Source organism: Rhodococcus sp. IEGM 1366 (genome assembly GCF_033142425.1).
In the GTDB taxonomy this organism is placed as follows: Bacteria; Actinomycetota; Actinomycetes; order Mycobacteriales; family Mycobacteriaceae; genus Rhodococcus_F; species Rhodococcus_F globerula.
Genome location: NZ_JAWLRZ010000023.1, coordinates 17,664 through 35,325, shown reverse-complemented (window position 1 = coordinate 35,325; position 17,662 = coordinate 17,664). Strand labels below are relative to the sequence as shown.

Genomic DNA, 17,662 nt, shown 5'->3' with positions numbered 1-17,662 from the left:
GTGCTTTTCGAGTGCATCTGACTACTCCCTGAAGAAGGATACCTAGATTCGGTGTCCAACTTTTGGGGTCCATTCCAACAGCCCGTTGGCGTTCTCGTTCGAACCGCGCTGCCACGGGGAACGTCAATCGCAGAAGTAGACCGGTACGCCCAGCGATCGCACGATCATAAGTGTGACGGGCCATTTCGGAACCCTGGATGCTCCTATCAGTGTCAAGCGGCTGGTGATGGTTGAGTGTTGAGCCAGTCTTGGTAGGTGTTTGCAAGATCGGCCGAGTGCACGATGCCGCGCTCGAGACGGGATAGCCGCACCACGGTGATGCCGAGGTGGCCGGCAGCGGTTGCAAGCGAGATACCGGTCGTGAGGCGCTGCAGGCGCAGGTCAACGGCTCGGGGGACGTCTTCGGGATTGGTGAGCGCGTGGAATACCTCCCGTGCGATGTAGCGCTTGAGGCAACGCATGATCTCCCGATCGGTCCTACCTTCCTCGCGACGGCGGTGCACGTAAGCCTCGGTGGAATGGTGACGGTGGGCGAGGCGGACCATGGCGATGCGCCAGAGTGCGTTGTTCGCTTCGCGGTTGCCGCCACGGTTCAGTCGGTGACGCACGGTCTTGCCCGAAGATGCTTGGACCGGCTCGCGCCGCAGAGGGCGGCAAACGCGGCTTCGTGACGCATCCGGTCGGGGTTGTCGCCGGCTGCGACCAGGAGCATCGACGCGACTTCCGGCCCTACGCCGTCGACGGCCAGCAACGCTGGGTTGGCTGCAGCGCACAGCTCGTCGATGTCACGGTCGAGTTCGGCGATCTCCGCCGAAAGCGCCTGGTGACGGCGAGCCAAGTGGCGTAGCGAGCGCTTCGTCGCCTGCTCCACCTGCTCACCAGAGCCCGGTCGGGAGGCTGCGCAGCGAGCAACCTGGATCTCGAGACGGAGCCCGCTGAGTGGTTCACGCAGCTGCTGCGGTGCGCTGACGATCAGATCACGGATCTGGTTGCCATGGTTCGAGTCGACGCGACGGACGACGGCGGCGGTCACCGCAGCTCGGGCTGATCTCAGCTGCAGCAGGCGGAGTCGAGAACACCCCGGAGCGCGTTGTGCGCCTCCGGGCGTGCGGAGTAGTGCACGTTCAGTCCTCGGCGTCCGGACACCACCATGCCCGTCTTGTGGAGTCGCCTGAGGTGGTGGCTCATCGTCGATTCCGCGTGATTCCGCGCGATGTCAGCGCTAGTGCTGCCGCGGCGTCATTCCGCTGACTGTCACCGCTCTGGTGAGCGATGTCGCGCGTTCGGCGTCCGTTGTCAGGACGCCGGTGTCGCTCGTGGCGGCGCGAGGACCGAGTCGACCGCGTGGTAGAGAATCGCCGTTTCTCGTTGCAACGTCGAGGAATCGGTGGGCATCGCGCGGTCTAGGAACAGGCCGTTCAGAACCGTGTTCAGGAACGCGGCGTTCAGGGCGTGATCGCCGTGCGGCGCAGCTCCCTCTGCGGCGAGAACACTGAGCCAGTGCTCGACTCTGCGTTGGCCTTCCTTGGTGAAAGAGAGGTAGGAAGCCCGGATCTCGTCCGTGGGTTCGGGTGCGACGAAGGCCTCGACGGTACTGATCAGTGCGCGCCGTGCCTGCGCGCCGACCGCGGGCGCCAGAACCTGCCTCAGGCACTGCACCAGACGGTCCCGAGCCGGTAAGGACCGATCGTGGATGATGTCGGCGTCCGGTGTCACCACGTCGTAGATCGTCGTCAGCACCGCCTCGCGCAACGCACGTTGGGTCGGGAAGTGGTGACGGAGCGATCCCATGCTGACGCCGGCACGTGTGGCGACCGCCCGCACGCTGAGCGTCGACGCCGGGTCCTCCCCGATCATCTCGCACGCCGCGATGAGGATTCTCGCGCGAGAATCCTGACCGCTCTTCTCGTCCGTCGTCATTCGATCATCCTCTTTCGCGAGGTGAGCCTCGGTGCGGTGCTGCGGCCGCGCAGCCGACACAAGCACGCTGTGCTAGCACACTGTGCTAACGTCGCCTTATCGCTCTTGACAGTACAGCGTGCTAGTAGCTCGGCCAGCGGAGGAGGAGTAGAGCAGTGTTCGACAGAATCAGACGCCGCCGAGCGTCAGGTCGGGTGCGACCCGGCGACGAGTGGGCGCTGCAGCCGTTCCGGTGGTGGCAGTTGCTCGGCCGCGCGCTGTTCCACCTTCCGTTATCGGGCTCCGGTACGCCGGACTGGCCGGTCGACATTCGTCACCGGCAGAACCACGCTTCCGGTTCGGTCGTCGCCGACCTGTATCGGAACGAGAAGTGTGAGGCGCATTCGGCGCTGCCGGCTGCATTTCCCGTCGACGGCGGCGACATCGAAGTGGCCATGAGCGGTTTCGGCGTCAAGCGGTGGCACTTCGTCGCCGCTGACGGGGCGCGAGCGGCAAAGGAGTCCCGATCCACGTTCGGGCGAGGGGCGCCGCGCCCGATTCGGGCCATCGACCCCCTCTGGCAAGTTCCTCGATCGGCATCGCCTCGATCGCTCTCGTACTCACCGGAGTCGTCTCGCTCGTGCTCTACATCGTCGAATCGGTGTCGCAGATTCCGCCGATCGCCGAATCAATCGGTGTCATCTCTGTACCTCTGGACCTTCCGGTGTGGCTGACGATCGCCCTGACCGTCGGCGCAGCGGCGGGGAGCACGGAACGTGCGTTGAGACTGCGCTATCACTGGCTGCTCGATGCCGCCGGCAACTGATCTGCGACCTGTTTAGCCCACATCAACGCCCAGGGAGACATCGATGAACCGACAGCACACCCGAACGGCTGCTGTGGCCGCAGCCGCGACCTGCCTACTTCTTGCAGCATGCTCGGCGCCGCCGACGAGCTCACAGCCCGAAATTTCGGTGCCACAACAGAGTTCTGTGTCCGAGATGGAGTGGTCCGCCTGCCCTGACGGTGTCGAGAACCCCGCGGACGGGCCCGCGCGCCTGCAGTGCGCGTCGGTGCCCGTACCGGTGGACCCCGACGACCCCGACGGAAGGCAGATCGACATCATGATCTCGCGATTGCCGTCACAGAAGCCGGAGCAACGCCGAGGGGTGCTCTTGCTCAACCCGGGCGGACCAGGTGGCACCGGACTCGACCAACCGAGATTCCTCGCAGACAGGGGCATTCCGCAGTCCGTCCTGGACAGCTACGACCTGATAGGCATGGACACCCGCGGAGTAGGTCACTCCAGCCCCATCAGCTGCGGCTTCACCGACGACCTGCACTATTACGGCGCGGTCCCGCCGTACGCCTACGACCAGGCGGCGTTCGACGAGCAGGTGCGCACCGCCAAGGAAGTCGCACGGAGGTGCGCCGCTGACGACGACGGGATGCTGCGCCACGTGAGCACGGCGAACATGGCGCGCGACCTCGACCGCATTCGGGCTGCCCTCGGCGAGGACACGGCAAGCTTCCTCGGATATTCCTACGGCTCGGCGCTCGGCGCCGCCTACGCGTCGATGTTCCCCGACAGCACCGATCGCATCGTCTTGGACAGCAACATCGGTGACACCCATCTCGATCGTGACGGGATGCGGCGCTACGCCCGCGGAATGGAGGACACGTTCCCGGACTTTGCCCGGTGGGTCGCAGAGCGTCACGACCGCTACGGTCTCGGGGCGACCGAGGAGCAGGTACGGGCAAATTACTTCGCCATCGCGTCGGGGCTCGATGCCACACCGGTGGACGGGGTCGACGGGCGCTCGTTCCGCTTGGTCACCTTCGTCACGCTCTACAACCCTGCCTCCTACGAGACCACGGCCGACGCCTGGGTCTCGTACCGTGACGGCCTCGCGGCCGGCGTCGGTGGCGACCTTCCGGTGGGTGCTCCAGTTCTTTCGGCCGGCGACAACGCGTGGTCTGTGTTCCTCGCGGTCACCTGCAACGATGTCGAGTGGCCGCACGAGGTGAGCACCTACGAGCAGGCCGTCGCCGCCGACAGGGTCGCGTACCCGCTCTTCGGCGCTGCGGCGGCGAACATCATGCCGTGCGCGTTCTGGGAGTCCGTGCCAGCCGAGCCGCCGGTCACCATCGACACCGAAGGGCCGACGAACATCCTGATCGCGCAGCACCGGCGGGATCCCGTCACTCCCGTGCGTGGGGGCGAGCTGCTCGATGAACGGTTCGGGCAACGATCGCGGCTGCTGACCGTCGACGGCAGTGGGCACGGCGTCTTCGGACTCGGCACCAACCCCTGCGCGCAACGCGTTGTCACCGAGTACCTCGTCGACGGCGCCATGCCCGAGGAAGACACCACCTGTCCGGTGGGCCCATGACATCCGTCATGAGCGGTCGATGACCGTGTCATCGAAACCGGTGGGTACTGGCACTGGTAGCGGCGCCATGTCGCGACGACTCTGGTTGTCAGCGAACATCATTCGATGAACAAGGAGGGTGACATGACGAACCCGCCGCACGACGACGCGCCCACCACGGACCACGCAGTACCCACGGACGCCGCAGCGGTGCTGATGGACGGCATGGGTGGCACCAGCGGCATGATCTACACCGCGACACCGGTGGTGGTCTTCGTCGTCGCCAATGCGATCTGGACGCTGCCCGTCGCGATCGTCGCCGCCGCGGTGATCGCCCTGGTGCTCACCGTCTTCCGGGTCAAGCGCGGTGAACCGATCGCCGGGGCCAGTGGTGGACTCGTCGGTGTCCTCGCCGCCGGCGGCGTCGCAGCGGTGACCGGAAGTGCGAGCGGCTACTTTCTGATCGGCATCTGGACCAGCCTGGTGTCCGCGGTGGTCGCGCTCGCATCGGTGATCGTTCGGAGACCCCTGACCGGTATTCTGTGGAACGCTCTGCACCGCAACAGATATGCATGGCGCAAGGACTCATCGGTGCTCCGTTCCCACGACCTCGCCACACTGACCTTCGCAGTGCTCTTCGGCGCCCGTTACCTCGTCCAGGACTGGCTGTACGAGACCGACGCCACCGGCTGGCTCGCCGTCGCGAAGATCGCGATGGGCACTCCGCTGTTCGTTCTCGCCGTGCTGGTCACTGTCTGGGCTTTCCGACGCTCGACCACGCACTTCGTCCGCTGATATCGACTGCGTCCGACGTTCCGGCCGCTACCCACCCACCTCCCGAAAGGACCACATGACCATCGCGCCCGACCTGATCGCGATCGACGACTTCTTCGGTGCACCCGCCGCGGCCGGCGCCCGGATCTCCCCGGACGGAACCAGGATCGGTTTCCTCGCACCGTGGAAGAACCGGCTCAACGTCTGGGTGCAGGACATCGCCGCCAACCTCTCCGCCGAGACCGACGCTCGGTGCGTGAGCGCCGACAAGACCCGCAGCGTGATGCACTTCCGGTGGACCGACGACCCCCGGTGGCTGCTGTACCTGCAGGACACCGGGGGCGACGAGAACTATCACGTGTTTCGGGTCGACCTCGACGATTCCCGCTGTCCCGCAGTCGATCTGACACCCTTCCCCGGGGCACGCGCGATCGCTCTCGAACCGGTTCGGGGTCAGGCAGGCAGCTACACGGTGCTGCTCAACGCGCGGAACCCCGCCGAGTTCGACCTCCACACGATCAACGTCGCAACGGGTGAGATCGAACTGATCGGACACAGTTCCGGGACGGATCGGATGGTGATGCTCGGCGCGGGCGGCATCCTCGTCGAGCAGGAAATGACCGACGACGGCCACCTGAGGCTGTCGCGAGTGGACCAGTCGGGAACGAGGCACCCGATCGCGTCCTTCGACGCAACCGACTACCCGGTGGGCATCACCCCGACCCAGATCACCCCGGACGGTACCGGGCTGTGGATGGGATCGACCCGCGGACGAGACCTGACCCACCTGGTCCGCGTCGATCTCGACTCCGGCGAGGAGACCCTCGTCGACTCGCATCCGACACTCGAACTCGACGCTGTCCGCCGCGCCGTCGCACAGACCTCGCCCCCACTGATCTGTGACTGCGCTACCGGCGCCCTCCTCGGCGTCCGATACCTGGGCGAGCGTCAGGAGATACGAGCCCTCGACCCGGCGTTCGCCGAGATCCTCGGTGCCCTCGAGCAACTCTCCGACGGCGACATCGGCGAGCTGACCTCGGACCGGAGCGGTCTGCGGTGGACCGTCAGCTTCGTGCACGACCGAGACCCGTCCGTCACCTACCTCTACGACCACGCCACCGGGGCGAGCCGCCGACTGTTCCGCCCGTTCCCGCACCTCGATCCGAACGCGATGGCGCCGATGACGCCGGTGACCATCACCGCTCGTGACGGCCGCCCCCTGCCGTCCTATCTGACGTTGCCCCTCGGCCAGGAACCTACTGCGCTGCCCCTGGTGCTGCTCGTGCACGGCGGCCCGTGGTACCGAGATTCGTGGGGGTTCGACCCTGGCGTCCAGATGCTCGCCAACCGCGGGTATGCAGTCCTGCAGGTCAACTTCCGCGGCTCCACCGGGTACGGGAAGGCCCACACCAACGCCGCCGTGGGCGAATTCGCGGGCGCGATGCACGACGACCTGGTCGACGCGGTCGACTGGGCAGTTCAGCAGGGGTACGCGGACCGCGAGCGCGTCGCGATCATGGGCGGCTCCTACGGCGGGTACGCGGCGTTGGTCGGTGCGACCTTCACCCCTGACGTCTTCGCCGCAGCCGTCGACGCGGTCGGGATCTCCGACCTCGCCAACTTCATGAGGACGCAACCCCCCTTTCTCCGGGCCGGCCTGGTCAACAACTGGTATCGATTCGTCGGCGACCCGAGCGATCCCGAGCAGGAGGCGGACATGCTCGCCCGGTCTCCGATCACGAGGCTCGACGCGGCCACTGCACCCTTGCTGATCGCGCAGGGAGCCAACGACGCACGTGTCACCCGAGCTGAATCCGATAACGTCGTCGACATACTCCGGTCGTGTGGGGTCGACGTCGATTACCTCGTCTTCGACAACGAAGGGCACGGATTCGTCAACCCCGAGAACAACATCACGTTCTACAGGGAAGTCGAGCGCTTCCTCGCCGCACACCTGGGTGGACGCGAACTCTCTCCAGATCGCCGCGCCCTACACGCGTTGAACGGCTCGTCGTCGTGACTGGCGCGAGAGCACGACGCACCACAACGGAACCCGACCGATCGGAGTCGATCACGCAGATGTCTAGTTCGAGAACCAGATCCTGGGCGATCATCGCCACCGCGTCGACCACGTTCCTGGTGCTCGCCGGGTGCGCTCAGCCGCAGCCGCAGCCCGATCTGCGCAGCTTCTACGACCAGGCCGTGGCGTTCGAGCCATGTGACGGATACGCGGTGACGTCGGCCGACGACACCGCATTCGCCGGGGACCCGGCCTTCGAGTGCGCTCGGGTGACTGTGCCGTTGAACTACGACGACCCCACCGGCCGAACGGCGCAGATCGCACTGCTGAAGGCTCCGGCGAGAGGTGAGCGGATCGGGTCGCTGCTGATGAACCCCGGCGGCCCCGGCGGGCCGGGGATGAGCATGGCTGCCGCGGGCGCGACGACGCTGGCGGACAGTCCGGTGACCGAGAGGTTCGACCTGATCGGCTTCGACCCGCGTGGGGTGGGTGCGTCCACTCCTGCGATCGACTGCTTCACCGACGCCGAGAACGAGGCCGGGGAGGCGTACACCACGGTGCTCACCGGGTCGAGGACGCTGTCGGACGACGGCTCGCGCGGCCTGGTCGAACGTTGCGCCGAGCGCTCGGGCGGCGACGACGTCCTCGCCCACGTCGGAACACGGGATGCTGCGCGGGACATGGACATCCTTCGAGTGGTGCTCGGCGACGAGAAACTGAGTTACCTCGGCCAGAGTTACGGAACGCGTCTGGGGGCGGTGTACGCCGAAATGTTTCCCCAAAACGTGCGCGCCATGGTCCTCGACGGTGCCATCGATCCGAAGCAGAGCACCGCGGACCGGAGGGTCGATCAGTTCACCGGCTTCCAGCGCTCGTTCGACGAGATGGCCGCGGCATGCGCGGCCACCCCCGAGTGCCCGCTCGGCACCGACCCGAGCATGACGGTCGAGAAGTTCCAGGCCATTGTCAGACCTCTCCTCGACACTCCCATCGTCACCGAGGACGGACGCCGATTGGATTTCGACGCTGCGTACGGAGCGGTCGTCGCCGGCCTCTACGACTCGGCGGTATGGCCCGTCATATATCAGGGGATCGCCGAAGTCGCTGCGGGGCAGGCCGACACGATGCTGAAGATCCTCGACGTGTTCGGTGGCCGCGACGCCGACGGCACGTTCCCGAACTTCGGCGAGGCGCTTTACGCCATCAACTGCATGGACGAGGAACGCAACACACCCGAGCAGGAAGTCGAGCTCAAACGCAGAATTCAAGCGATCGCGCCGTTCGCCGACGCCGGGCTCGGGCCGGACGGGGCCCGGGATCCCTGCGAATTCTGGCCTGCAGAACCGACTCTCGGCATTCCCTACGCGAGCGACGTCGAGGGACTTCCCGACACCCTGACCATCTCGATCACGGGTGACCCGTCCACACCATTCGAAGGAGGTGTGAACCTCGCGGACACCCTCGGCGGAACGCTGCTCCCCGTGGACGGCGAACAACACACCATCGCGTTCTTGGGCGCCGATCCGTGCGTGAACGACATCGTGGCGGACTATCTCGTCGACCTCGTCATACCGCCGGCAGGCGCCCGCTGCATCATCTGAGCCGTGTCGACGCCATGAACCTGGGTGTCCTCGCGGCGGGCGGCGTCCGCCGCAGCGACCGGCAGTGCGAGTGGCGACGTCCTCATCGGGAACCGGACCAGCGTGGTATCCGCGGTGGCGATACTCGCGTCGGTGATGATTCGGCGGCGTCAGTTGACCGGACTGCTGCGTGATCGGGTGCGCAGCAACACGTATGGTGATGCCGCGAGGTAGCGGTGCCCCGCTCTCCCGACCTCCCCGCCGCGTGATGTCCGCTCGGGTAGCGCTAGAACAGGATATTTGCCGGGGCGGCCTCTGCGGCACGGATGACGTGCAGAGTGGTGATGCCGCCCTGGCTGGGACGTTCGGACTATTCCCGCACATGAAGACCGATCAGGTCTCGGTCCTGTGAATTGTCTTCGGTGCAGTTCTCGCTACCGGTTGGACGTCACAGCTTGTGGCTTGGCGTCTGGTCGTCCACACCACGGATCATCGTCGTCAAGGCTGCGCTGAAGGGTGCGGAGTCGACGTCGCCGCACACGGCCAGCTGCTGGCTGTAGCCGACACAGATGGCCACGAATGCTTCGGCGACCTGTTCGGTGCGATCATTGCGGTCTCCGGGCATGAGTTCCACGACTTTGTCGCGTAGGGCTGTGAGTTGTCGTTGGACGACGTCAGCCAACGCAGGGGACAGCGCCGCCTCGGCGTAGATCTGGGCCACGAGTCGAGCGTGCCCCGTTTCCCGGGCCAGTGTTCGCGTGTGCTCGAGGAAGTCATGGATGGCGGCGGCTGTCAGGGCCTCGGGGAACGCGCTGCTTCCCTGCTCGCAGACGGCGATGACAACCTCCTCCTTGCTGCGGAAGTAGCGGTAGATCGCGCCGATCGAGAGGCCTGCCTCGGCGACGATGTCGGCCATCGAGGTGCCGGCAAACCCCTGATCGGTGAACCGGGTGCGAGCGGCCTCCACGATTTGTTGACGTCGCGCGTCGAGGTGCGCCTGGTCTACCTTGGGCATAAAGAATGATCCTTCGTTTTATTTGATATTGTTCGTGCAGCATACGCCAGCAAGTACCGACAGGAGCACTCATGCGTTACCAGCTCTTCGGGCGCAAAACAGGACTTCGAGTCTCTGAATACGCGCTCGGAACCGCGAACTTCGGCACTACGAGCACCAGCGCCGGCCCCGATGCCTCCCGCCAGATCTTCGATACCTTCGTGGCCGCGGGGGGAACCACATTCGACACGTCCAACCTGTATCAGGCAGGGGAGGCTGAAACCATGCTCGGGTCGCTCTTGGGCAAGGATCGCGACGACTTCGTGGTCATTACCAAGTACAGCGGCACACGTCGGGAGCGGCCGCGCCCCGGCACGACCGGGAACAGTCGCAAGAGCATGGTTCGCTCGTTGGAGGAGAGCCTGCGGCGGTTGGACACGGACTATGTGGACGTGTTCATGCCGCATTTCCCGGACGGCACCACGCCTCTGGAGGAGATCCTGGCCGGTTTCGATGACTTGGTGCGTTCCGGCAAGATCCTGCACGGCGGGTTGTCGAATTTTCCGGCCTGGCGGACCGCGGGTGCCGCAGTGCGAGCGGACCTGCAGGGCCTCGCTCCGCTTGTCGGGATACAAACCGAGTACAGCCTCGCCGAACGATCCGCGGAGCGAGAGCTGTTACCGATGGCTCGAGCGCATGGTCTGGGGGTGATGCTCTACTCCCCGCTCGCCGGCGGATTACTCACCGGCAAGTACCGCCAAGGGGAGATCGGGCGTTTGACTGCTCGCGGAGATGCCGTCGAAGGAAGCTCACAGCAGAGCTCTGTGGTCGATGCAGTGATCCGCATCGCGGAAGAGGTCGACAGTGACCCACTCCAAGTTTCCCTGGCATGGCTACGTCACCACGTGGCGCTGGCAACTACTGCCATGATCCCCATCGTTGGGCCCCGCTCCCTCGCACATCTCGAGGGCTACCTGAAGTCCCTCGACATGGAACTCGACGAGCAGCACTACCGACACCTTGACGAGGTCAGTGCGCCGCAGCTCGGCACCCCGCACGAAGCTGTCTCAGTAGCGCTGGGCCACGGATTCGACGGGGACCGCAGCCTGCTCGAACCCCCGTCCCTTCCCGTCATCTAACCCAAACAGCAACAACTAACCCCAACAGCAACAACTAATCCCTAGGACCGTCATGACCACTACTTTCATCGGCATCACGTACGACGCCCGCGACGCCCACCGCATCGCCCGGTTCTGGGGTGCCGTCCTCGGACGCGAGGTCGCCGACGGCGCCTCCGCCGTGCACGCCACCCTCCTGGCTGCCGAGCCCGCCATCAGCGGCCCCCGCATCAGTTTCCTCCAGGTCCCCGAGGACAAGACGGTCAAGAACCGCCTCCACATCGACCTCGCGTCGACCGAGTACGACGAGGCGCTCAAACGCGTACTCGCGCTCGGCGCGACCATCATTGCCGAGCGAAGCGCCGGCAGTGTGCGTTGGACCACTCTCGCCGACCCTGAAGGCAACGAGTTCGATCTCAACGCGAGGTAGGCGGGCCCTCGCCTGGGTCTGTCCGACGCTGTCCACGTAACTGACCCCCGTGACTGGGGATCGAGAGCATTCGGCCACGTTGGAGCTGATCCTGTTGGCGGGGAGTCGGGTTCAGGCAGCGGGTACGCCGGTGACGTGGTTTCATCTGGCGAATCGGTCGGGCATGTCGGAGCGGTAGTCGCTCGTGGTGAGCTTGTGTCGGCCTGGCCGCAAATGCGGCGAGATCGCGCTGAACACCGGCAGGAACCGTTGTGCTGCATCCGGTGACCGGAAGAACTTCCTGGCGCGTTCTCGCTGCATGGTCGTCGGTGTGCGTTTTCGGCGCGATTGTTCAGCTATTCCGAGCGGCGATGTTCGTTCGATGGCATCAGGTCTTTGTGCGCCACAACGCAACGTGATTGTCTGTCACAAGTACCCTCGGTATCAGCATGCTTGCGGAGCAGCTTGGGCGAAGAAGTGTTTCGCCGACGTCGCACTGCGGCGGGACTGGACCAGAACGAAAGACGGCATTGCCGTCCTGACCGACCGCCCGCCACAGGTAGTGCCGGATGCTTGGAGGGCTTCGACCAGTACAGTGACGCCTTCGAATTCCACTTCGATTCCATTTAGTCCGTCCACATCAACTGGATGGCGTTCAGTCGGGTATCGGCTAGAGGTCCGGTCTAACCCTCGTCGACGAAACTGTGTGGCACGAGGCCGGTGTCTCCGATTTTGGTGCCTACCCGATGGCGATCTCGAACCGGGCACTTTTCTGCCTGAACTAGGGGAAAGCGAATCAGCTTGTCGCCCAACTGTTCAGCAGGGAATCGAGGGCCTCGAGGATTTTGGTCCAGCTTTCTTCGCTGTCCGGTGTGCTGTGGCTGAAGCCGCCGGAGGATTCGAGGCTGGTGTAGCCGTGGAAGACGCTGCCGAGCAAGCGCACCGCATGGGTTTGGTCGATGTCGGTGAGGTTGTAGCCGCGCAGAATGGCGCGCATCATCTGTGCGTGCCGAGGGCCGGCGCTCGCGGCCGCAGTCTGCGGATCGAGCGGCATCTGTGACGCGGCGTAGCGGCCGGGGTGCACCTGCGCGTAGTTGCGATAGACGCTTGCGAAGGCGATCAGGGCGTCATGGCCTGATCGGCCGGCTACCGCTTCGGCGGCCTGGTCGGCCATTTCTTCGAGGGCGAGCAGCGCGATCCGGGTTCTGAGTTCCTGGGAGCTTTTCAGGTGCGAGTAGAGGCTCGCGGTCTTGACGTCGAATTGTCTGGCGACGGCCGAGACGGTCACGTGTTCGAAGCCGACCTCGTCGGCCAGCTCCGCCGCCGCTTGGGTGAGGCGTTCTGGGGTCAGTCCTGCACGTGCCATGTTCGGCGATCTCCGTTCTTCGAGAGGTAATCTACCTGCCCGTTCAAATCTGCCTAATAGATATAGGCAATATGAAGTCAGCTATAGTTTTATTGTCGAAAGTGAGAACTCACATGAATGTCCCGAACGGCTTGATCGCCACTCCCGTCACCGAGGAGCTAGTGCGCGGTGCCATCGAACTCGAGCGCACTGAGCGCGGAATTCTGCCGCACCGTCTGCCCGCCCGCGCCCGCGCGCAAAGCTCAGATGGGCAACTGGCAATGGCCGAGGCTCAGCCCTCGGGTGTCCGGCTGGTGTTTCGCACCTGCGCGACGGTCGTGGAGCTGGATACGTTGCCCACCAAACGCATATACACGGGAATCCCGCCGCGACCGGACGGGGTATATGACCTGCTGGTAGATGGCCAATTAATTAGCCAAGCCGTCGCACCCGGCGGCAACACGGTCACTGTCGACATGGCGACCGGTGCTACGCGAATGGATGTGGGACCAGTCAGCACCGTGCGTTTCGCAGACCTGTCGGATCGGCTCAAGGAGGTCGAGATCTGGCTGCCGCACAACGAAACCACCGAAATCGTCGGCCTACGTACGGACGCGGTCATCTCCCCTGCATCCGACGAAGGCCGACGAGTGTGGCTCCATCACGGCAGCTCGATCAGTCACGGCTCCGGTGCTGCCAGTCCGACCGCCACGTGGCCGGTGCTTGCCGCGTCGCTGGCGGGTGTAGACCTGATCAACCTCGGAATGGGTGGCAGCGCGCTGCTCGATCCGTTTACCGCCCGCGCAATGCGCGATACCTCCGCCGATTTGATCAGCGTCAAACTCGGCATCAATGTGGTCAACACCGACCTGATGCGCCTGCGTGCGTTCGGTCCGACGGTGCACGGCTTCCTCGACACTATCCGGGAAGGTCACCCCAGTACGCCGCTGCTGGTGGTCTCGCCGATCTATTGCCCGATTCACGAGGACACCCCGGGGCCGGGAGCGTTCGACTTCGAGGCGATCAGCAGAGGAGAGCTGCGATTTGTCGCCACTGGAGATCCGGCCGAGCGTGCGGCAGGAAAGCTGACGTTGCGCATCATCCGCGACGAGTTGTCGCGCATCGTGGCAGAGCGCGCGATATCGGACCCGAACGTGCATTACCTCGATGGGCTCGAGCTTTACGGCGCAACTGACCACGCCGACTTGCCGCTACCCGATCAGCTGCACCCGGATGCAGCAACTCATCGCCTCATCGGCGACCGTTTCGGTGGGCGGGCCTTCGGCGACGGCGGTCCCTTCACCGTCGACGGCGGCTTTTCGGCCTGAAGCTGATGTGCTTGCAAGCCTGAAGCTGATGTGCGTGTGAATAGATTGGTGCCGGTGTTTGAGGGCGTCAGATGTTGTCCTGGGTGGAGGCGTTGCCAGCATGCCGTTGGGCAGTACGCCGATGCCGCAGTCCGCAGAAACCGTCGCGGCCACGAACCCGACCACGATTGAGTACACGAGGACGAGGTTCAGGCTACGGCGGGAGTCGGGTTCAAGGACGACGTCTTCCCCGCGTCGGTCACGGCTGAAGAATGCTACGACCTGGCCGAACGCCGCGCGGGTGGATTCCATGAGTCGTTGCAATGTTGTGGTTTCCGGCGGCATGTTTGTGAATGGTTGGTGACAGCGATGGTTGACGGTAATGCAGTTACTCGGCGCTCGATTTTGTTTGCGGCGGCGCTGATTCCGGTCGCGGGATGTTCGGCAAACGGTGACCAGGTGACAGGGGCTGGGGCATCGAAAGTTGGCATTGGAGATTCGAGTGATCGTCTGGTCGAGCTCGAAGCGCGATACGGTGCGAGACTGGGTGTGTATGCGGCTGGTTCGAACACTGGGAAAGTGGAGTAACACGGATCGAGCCATTCTGTGCATCAATGGGTTCCGGCCACCGATGGTGAACGTGAGCTGGAAGGGCTCGCACGCGCGCAGATCACTACACGTCGGCACATCGATACCGCACTCGACGCCCTGAATTTCACCACCGACAGCAGCGCACCACGTAAAACGCTGAGGGTGCTCGCCACGACTGGTGACGTTAACTGGGGCGGGAACGTCCACGGCGGCAACATCATGAAATGTATAGACGATGCAGGTGCGGTGTGCACGCAACACTGGGTTGGTAGGGGAACATTGGCGTCCTACATCGGTGCCATTACGTTTCTCCAGCCGGTTCACATCGGCAACATCGTCGAAATTGAAGCGCGCCTGATTCATAGCGGCCACAGAAGCATGCACGTCGCCGTTCACGTGCGTGCTATCGACGCCCGGACTGGGCAGCGAAGACTGTGCACACGCGCGGTCGCCGTGTACGTCGTTCTCGACGAGCATGCCCGCGCAATGCAAGTCCCGCAGTGGTGTCCGACCTTGCCGGAAGATGTCAGCCACGATTCCGCCGCGCAGTTGATGATCGCGGCACGATCACACCTGATCATTCCGGGCAACGCGATCCAGGACGCGAATGAATACGACGGGCCGTCCTTGACATCGGCGCGAGCACTACAAGCATTGGAAATGGCTCTACGTCGAGCTGCCATCCTCGATGCGGGTGCCGCGATTGTCGTCGTCGACACCAAAGGGCAACTGGTGTGCTGTGGCCGCACCGACGGCTCTACCACTTCGTTGCTGCGAATACTGTTGGACCGAGTTGCAACGAGCAAGCACGGATACGACGTCGAACGAAGCCGGAGGGAACCCGAAATCTGCTGGCGCCCAATACCTGTCACATCTACGACAGCTCAACCGTCCGTAGACCTGCCACCCACCGCGGCTGTCGCGATCGCATCCGCCCACCGCGCCACCAGCGAAGAGATCGCCGCCTTCGTGGTCGACGAGCTCGCCCGCTTCGACGAACGTCACCGCCTGAATCTGACCTGAACGACGAGCGAAAGCCACCACGAACGAAACCGCAATCGTTCGAAACCCAAGCCACACAGGAGGAAACAGATGACAACCAGTACCCTGCCAAAGAACCTGCGATACGGAGACCTGCATCGCCACTTGGAAGGAGCAATCCGTCCCGCGACCGCCGAAGAATTCGCCAACACGCGGCAACACCCGCTGGCCGGGCACCCGGACTTCGCAACCACCGTATCCACGACCGAACAGCTACCCACGTTGATGGATTACCTGGCGAAAATCGACGTGGCCGCCTCGACAGCAACCGAGGTCGAGGACTGGGAAAGGATCGCCTTCGAAGCGGTCGAAGATGCCGCGCTCGACGGCCTCACCCACCTGGAACTGCGATTCTCCCCGTTCTTCATCCGAGATCGCACCGGACTGGCACCTGAAGCCGCCATCGACGCCATCACCGACGGCATCAAACGAGCGCAGCGCCAATACACGATCCCGGTCGGCCTCATCGGGGTGCTTCTACGCAATTTCGGCCCAGCCATCGCCGAAGAAGAACTGGGCGTCATCCTGCACCGACGTGAGCAGTTCATCGGCATCGACCTTGCCGGAGACGAGGCCGGAGTAGCGCCGGACCTCTTCTCGAGCCACTTCGACAGCGCACGAGACGCCGGCCTACGAACGACCGCACACGCGGGCGAAGCAGCCGGACCGCGCAGCGTGTGGAACGTGCTAGAACACCTACAACCGGACCGTGTCGGCCACGGCGTTCGCAGCGTCGAAGATGAACACCTTCTGGATTTCCTCGCTATCCGAGAGATTGCTCTGGAAGTGGCACTGACCAGCAACGTGCACACATCGGCAGCATCGAGCTATAGCCAGCATCAACTACCGACGCTGCTGGAAGCAGGCGTGCATGTCGCTCTGTCGACCGATGATCCGGCGACGAGCAGGACGAGCCTGTCGCGTGAATACGACGCCGCCGTTACTTCTGTGGGGCTGACAGAAGCACAAGTCAGAACCATTGCCGAGCACTCGAAGCTGGCGTCGTTTCTCGACCTCAGCTGACCTCGAGCGTCCCGAACACGGCCGCGGCGATGTCGCTGACCACGGCATTGTCGAATGGTGTTGCAGGGTTGTTGTTTTCGGTCCGAACGGTGAGGAGAGTCGGTGCGCGTCCGGGTGGTGTGACGATGGCGATATCGTTGCGAATGGGCCCGGCTCCACCGGAGGAATTCAGCCGCGGCGAACACCTTGACTGTCGATGCGAAGCCGAACCGTTCTGACCCGCGGCAGCTGATCGTCTTGCCGGTCTCGGTATCGAACAGGCTGACTCCGACTCTCGTGTCGAAACGCTCTTCGATACTCCGGATGTCGGTCGTAATGTCCTCGGGGACAGTACGGCCTCGTGGGCAGGCGCGGGGGCGGATGTTCGATCGGCGTGCGGTTCGGCGCAGGCTGTGAGCGTCAGGGCGATTGCAGCGGTGACGGCCGTGATCGGACGGGTGAGGGAGTGCATGTCAGAGACTGTTTCCTTTCCGAAGGCTCGACATCGAGAGCGGCACAACGAGCGTTCGCTCGTGGGCGCAATGGTTCGGACGATGCCCGTCGGCGCCGATCCTTCTGTCGGGTCGCCGGGGGGCGAGTGACGCATCGGGGGGGATGGGCTTGACCCTGCACTGAGGGCAGGGTCTGGAATAGACCGAGAAGTGAAATATGCTGCAAATAAGTCGTTCTCGACGCCACCCCGTCGGCGATCGATGCCACCGGAGGAAGGGAATTCGATGAACCCCCGCCCGTGTTTTCTGACTTCGGCTGCGGTCGTTCGCCCTCAAATTTCCCGACCCGGCCGGGACAGGCGCTCCACTGCACAGTGGGCTCGAGCGGCGGTGCCGCTGCTGACTGGACGCAGCCGGTCGCCAACAGGCCCGCCACAGTGCTCTCTCGGCTGCAGTGCCATGTCGGACGCGGATGTCACCTGTAGCTGTCCTGAGCTCGATGGCGGTGACGGTCCCGTCGCCGCCTCTCTTGGGGCGACTGTCTCGTCGTCACCGATGAATATGTTCTTGCGCAACCGATTTGCGCCAAGCACCGATGAAGGGATCATTTGATGAATGCTGTTGTATCAGGGCGCGTCTTACGTCCGCTGGGTGCGTTCGAGCGCATCATCGACCTGTACATGCACCGTAATCCGGGCAGGACTGAATGAGAGATTTTCCGAACAACTCTCATCTGACTCGGAAGGCGACCTCGCGTA

The 17,662-nt window shown here is 64.2% G+C and carries 18 protein-coding genes and 2 pseudogenes; 12 read left to right on the top strand and 8 right to left on the bottom strand.

Features of this window, described 5'->3' with window-relative positions:
• Nucleotides 1-60: 60 nt before the first annotated feature.
• From R4P64_RS33560 to R4P64_RS33540, 4 genes and pseudogenes are all read right to left on the bottom strand, one after another.
• Nucleotides 61-147, bottom strand: a pseudogene (locus R4P64_RS33560) (hypothetical protein); the annotation flags it as partial.
• A gap of 65 nt (nt 148-212) precedes the next feature.
• Nucleotides 213-608 (bottom strand): hypothetical protein, encoded by a 396-nt coding sequence (locus R4P64_RS33555; protein WP_317824520.1) that lies wholly within the window; start codon nt 606-608, stop codon nt 213-215.
• Entirely contained in the window at nt 593-1,033 is a 441-nt protein-coding gene (locus tag R4P64_RS33550; RefSeq protein ID WP_317824518.1) for a hypothetical protein, read from the bottom strand. The genes R4P64_RS33555 and R4P64_RS33550 overlap by 16 nt, the downstream gene beginning before the upstream one ends.
• A gap of 263 nt (nt 1,034-1,296) precedes the next feature.
• A complete protein-coding gene (locus R4P64_RS33540) occupies nt 1,297-1,920 on the bottom strand; it encodes a TetR/AcrR family transcriptional regulator (RefSeq protein WP_317824516.1) in 624 nt (207 codons plus the stop codon).
• 619 nt (nt 1,921-2,539) lie between these two features.
• On the opposite strand from R4P64_RS33540, the gene R4P64_RS33535 reads away from it, so the two are divergent.
• The 6 genes from R4P64_RS33535 to R4P64_RS33510 all read left to right on the top strand — a co-directional run bounded on the left by R4P64_RS33535 (nt 2,540) and on the right by R4P64_RS33510 (nt 8,879).
• Entirely contained in the window at nt 2,540-2,725 is a 186-nt protein-coding gene (locus R4P64_RS33535) for a hypothetical protein (RefSeq protein ID WP_317824514.1), read from the top strand.
• 43 nt (nt 2,726-2,768) lie between these two features.
• Nucleotides 2,769-4,292, top strand: a complete 1,524-nt coding sequence (locus R4P64_RS33530) for an alpha/beta hydrolase (RefSeq protein WP_317824512.1) — start codon at nt 2,769-2,771, stop codon at nt 4,290-4,292.
• A gap of 123 nt (nt 4,293-4,415) precedes the next feature.
• On the top strand, nt 4,416-5,066 hold the full coding sequence (locus R4P64_RS33525; RefSeq protein ID WP_317824510.1) for a DUF3159 domain-containing protein: 651 nt from the start codon (nt 4,416-4,418) through the stop codon (nt 5,064-5,066).
• 55 nt (nt 5,067-5,121) lie between these two features.
• On the top strand, nt 5,122-7,065 hold the full coding sequence (locus tag R4P64_RS33520) for a S9 family peptidase (RefSeq protein ID WP_317824508.1): 1,944 nt from the start codon (nt 5,122-5,124) through the stop codon (nt 7,063-7,065).
• Between the two features lie 59 nt (nt 7,066-7,124).
• Nucleotides 7,125-8,666 carry an alpha/beta fold hydrolase gene (locus R4P64_RS33515; RefSeq protein WP_317824506.1) on the top strand — a complete coding sequence of 514 codons (1,542 nt, stop codon included), beginning with the start codon at nt 7,125-7,127 and terminating at the stop codon, nt 8,664-8,666.
• 24 nt (nt 8,667-8,690) lie between these two features.
• Entirely contained in the window at nt 8,691-8,879 is a 189-nt protein-coding gene (locus R4P64_RS33510) for a hypothetical protein (protein ID WP_317824504.1), read from the top strand.
• A gap of 214 nt (nt 8,880-9,093) precedes the next feature.
• Here R4P64_RS33510 and R4P64_RS33505 read toward each other — a convergent pair whose 3' ends face one another.
• Nucleotides 9,094-9,660 (bottom strand): helix-turn-helix domain-containing protein, encoded by a 567-nt coding sequence (locus R4P64_RS33505; protein WP_317824502.1) that lies wholly within the window; start codon nt 9,658-9,660, stop codon nt 9,094-9,096.
• A gap of 71 nt (nt 9,661-9,731) precedes the next feature.
• Here R4P64_RS33505 and R4P64_RS33500 point away from each other — a divergent pair, with 71 nt between their 5' ends.
• Both R4P64_RS33500 and R4P64_RS33495 read left to right on the top strand, forming a co-directional pair.
• Entirely contained in the window at nt 9,732-10,778 is a 1,047-nt protein-coding gene (locus R4P64_RS33500) for an aldo/keto reductase (protein ID WP_317824500.1), read from the top strand.
• 52 nt (nt 10,779-10,830) lie between these two features.
• Nucleotides 10,831-11,187, top strand: a complete 357-nt coding sequence (locus R4P64_RS33495) for a VOC family protein (protein ID WP_317824498.1) — start codon at nt 10,831-10,833, stop codon at nt 11,185-11,187.
• 141 nt (nt 11,188-11,328) lie between these two features.
• Here R4P64_RS33495 and R4P64_RS33490 read toward each other — a convergent pair whose 3' ends face one another.
• On the bottom strand, nt 11,329-11,487 hold the full coding sequence (locus tag R4P64_RS33490) for a hypothetical protein (RefSeq protein WP_317824497.1): 159 nt from the start codon (nt 11,485-11,487) through the stop codon (nt 11,329-11,331).
• 475 nt (nt 11,488-11,962) lie between these two features.
• A complete protein-coding gene (locus R4P64_RS33485; protein WP_317824496.1) occupies nt 11,963-12,532 on the bottom strand; it encodes a TetR/AcrR family transcriptional regulator in 570 nt (189 codons plus the stop codon).
• 113 nt (nt 12,533-12,645) lie between these two features.
• On the opposite strand from R4P64_RS33485, the gene R4P64_RS33480 reads away from it, so the two are divergent.
• From R4P64_RS33480 to add, 4 genes and pseudogenes are all read left to right on the top strand, one after another.
• A complete protein-coding gene (locus tag R4P64_RS33480) occupies nt 12,646-13,839 on the top strand; it encodes a GDSL-type esterase/lipase family protein (RefSeq protein WP_317824494.1) in 1,194 nt (397 codons plus the stop codon).
• 789 nt (nt 13,840-14,628) lie between these two features.
• Nucleotides 14,629-14,766 (top strand): annotated as a pseudogene (locus R4P64_RS34220) (hotdog domain-containing protein); the annotation flags it as partial.
• 21 nt (nt 14,767-14,787) lie between these two features.
• On the top strand, nt 14,788-15,432 hold the full coding sequence (locus R4P64_RS33470) for a hypothetical protein (protein ID WP_317824491.1): 645 nt from the start codon (nt 14,788-14,790) through the stop codon (nt 15,430-15,432).
• A gap of 69 nt (nt 15,433-15,501) precedes the next feature.
• On the top strand, nt 15,502-16,473 hold the full coding sequence (gene add / locus R4P64_RS33465; RefSeq protein WP_317824489.1) for an adenosine deaminase: 972 nt from the start codon (nt 15,502-15,504) through the stop codon (nt 16,471-16,473).
• Here the strand turns inward: add and R4P64_RS33460 are convergent.
• Nucleotides 16,466-16,924 carry a hypothetical protein gene (locus R4P64_RS33460; protein ID WP_317824487.1) on the bottom strand — a complete coding sequence of 153 codons (459 nt, stop codon included), beginning with the start codon at nt 16,922-16,924 and terminating at the stop codon, nt 16,466-16,468. The two genes, add and R4P64_RS33460, sit on opposite strands and share 8 nt — an antisense overlap.
• Nucleotides 16,925-17,662: the final 738 nt, after the last annotated feature.

Excerpts from the sequence above, each read along its gene's own strand:
- R4P64_RS33540 (WP_317824516.1), bottom strand. The coding sequence starts at position 1,920 with ATGACGACGGACGAGAAGAGCGGTCAGGATTCTCGCGCGAGAATCCTC.
- R4P64_RS33530 (WP_317824512.1), top strand. The coding sequence starts at position 2,769 with ATGAACCGACAGCACACCCGAACGGCTGCTGTGGCCGCAGCCGCGACC.
- R4P64_RS33525 (WP_317824510.1), top strand. The coding sequence starts at position 4,416 with ATGACGAACCCGCCGCACGACGACGCGCCCACCACGGACCACGCAGTA.
- R4P64_RS33520 (WP_317824508.1), top strand. The coding sequence starts at position 5,122 with ATGACCATCGCGCCCGACCTGATCGCGATCGACGACTTCTTCGGTGCA.
- R4P64_RS33515 (WP_317824506.1), top strand. The coding sequence starts at position 7,125 with ATGTCTAGTTCGAGAACCAGATCCTGGGCGATCATCGCCACCGCGTCG.
- R4P64_RS33505 (WP_317824502.1), bottom strand. The coding sequence starts at position 9,660 with ATGCCCAAGGTAGACCAGGCGCACCTCGACGCGCGACGTCAACAAATC.
- R4P64_RS33500 (WP_317824500.1), top strand. The coding sequence starts at position 9,732 with ATGCGTTACCAGCTCTTCGGGCGCAAAACAGGACTTCGAGTCTCTGAA.
- R4P64_RS33495 (WP_317824498.1), top strand. The coding sequence starts at position 10,831 with ATGACCACTACTTTCATCGGCATCACGTACGACGCCCGCGACGCCCAC.
- R4P64_RS33490 (WP_317824497.1), bottom strand. The coding sequence starts at position 11,487 with ATGCAGCGAGAACGCGCCAGGAAGTTCTTCCGGTCACCGGATGCAGCA.
- R4P64_RS33485 (WP_317824496.1), bottom strand. The coding sequence starts at position 12,532 with ATGGCACGTGCAGGACTGACCCCAGAACGCCTCACCCAAGCGGCGGCG.
- R4P64_RS33480 (WP_317824494.1), top strand. The coding sequence starts at position 12,646 with ATGAATGTCCCGAACGGCTTGATCGCCACTCCCGTCACCGAGGAGCTA.
- R4P64_RS33470 (WP_317824491.1), top strand. The coding sequence starts at position 14,788 with ATGCACGTCGCCGTTCACGTGCGTGCTATCGACGCCCGGACTGGGCAG.
- add (WP_317824489.1), top strand. The coding sequence starts at position 15,502 with ATGACAACCAGTACCCTGCCAAAGAACCTGCGATACGGAGACCTGCAT.
- R4P64_RS33460 (WP_317824487.1), bottom strand. The coding sequence starts at position 16,924 with ATGCACTCCCTCACCCGTCCGATCACGGCCGTCACCGCTGCAATCGCC.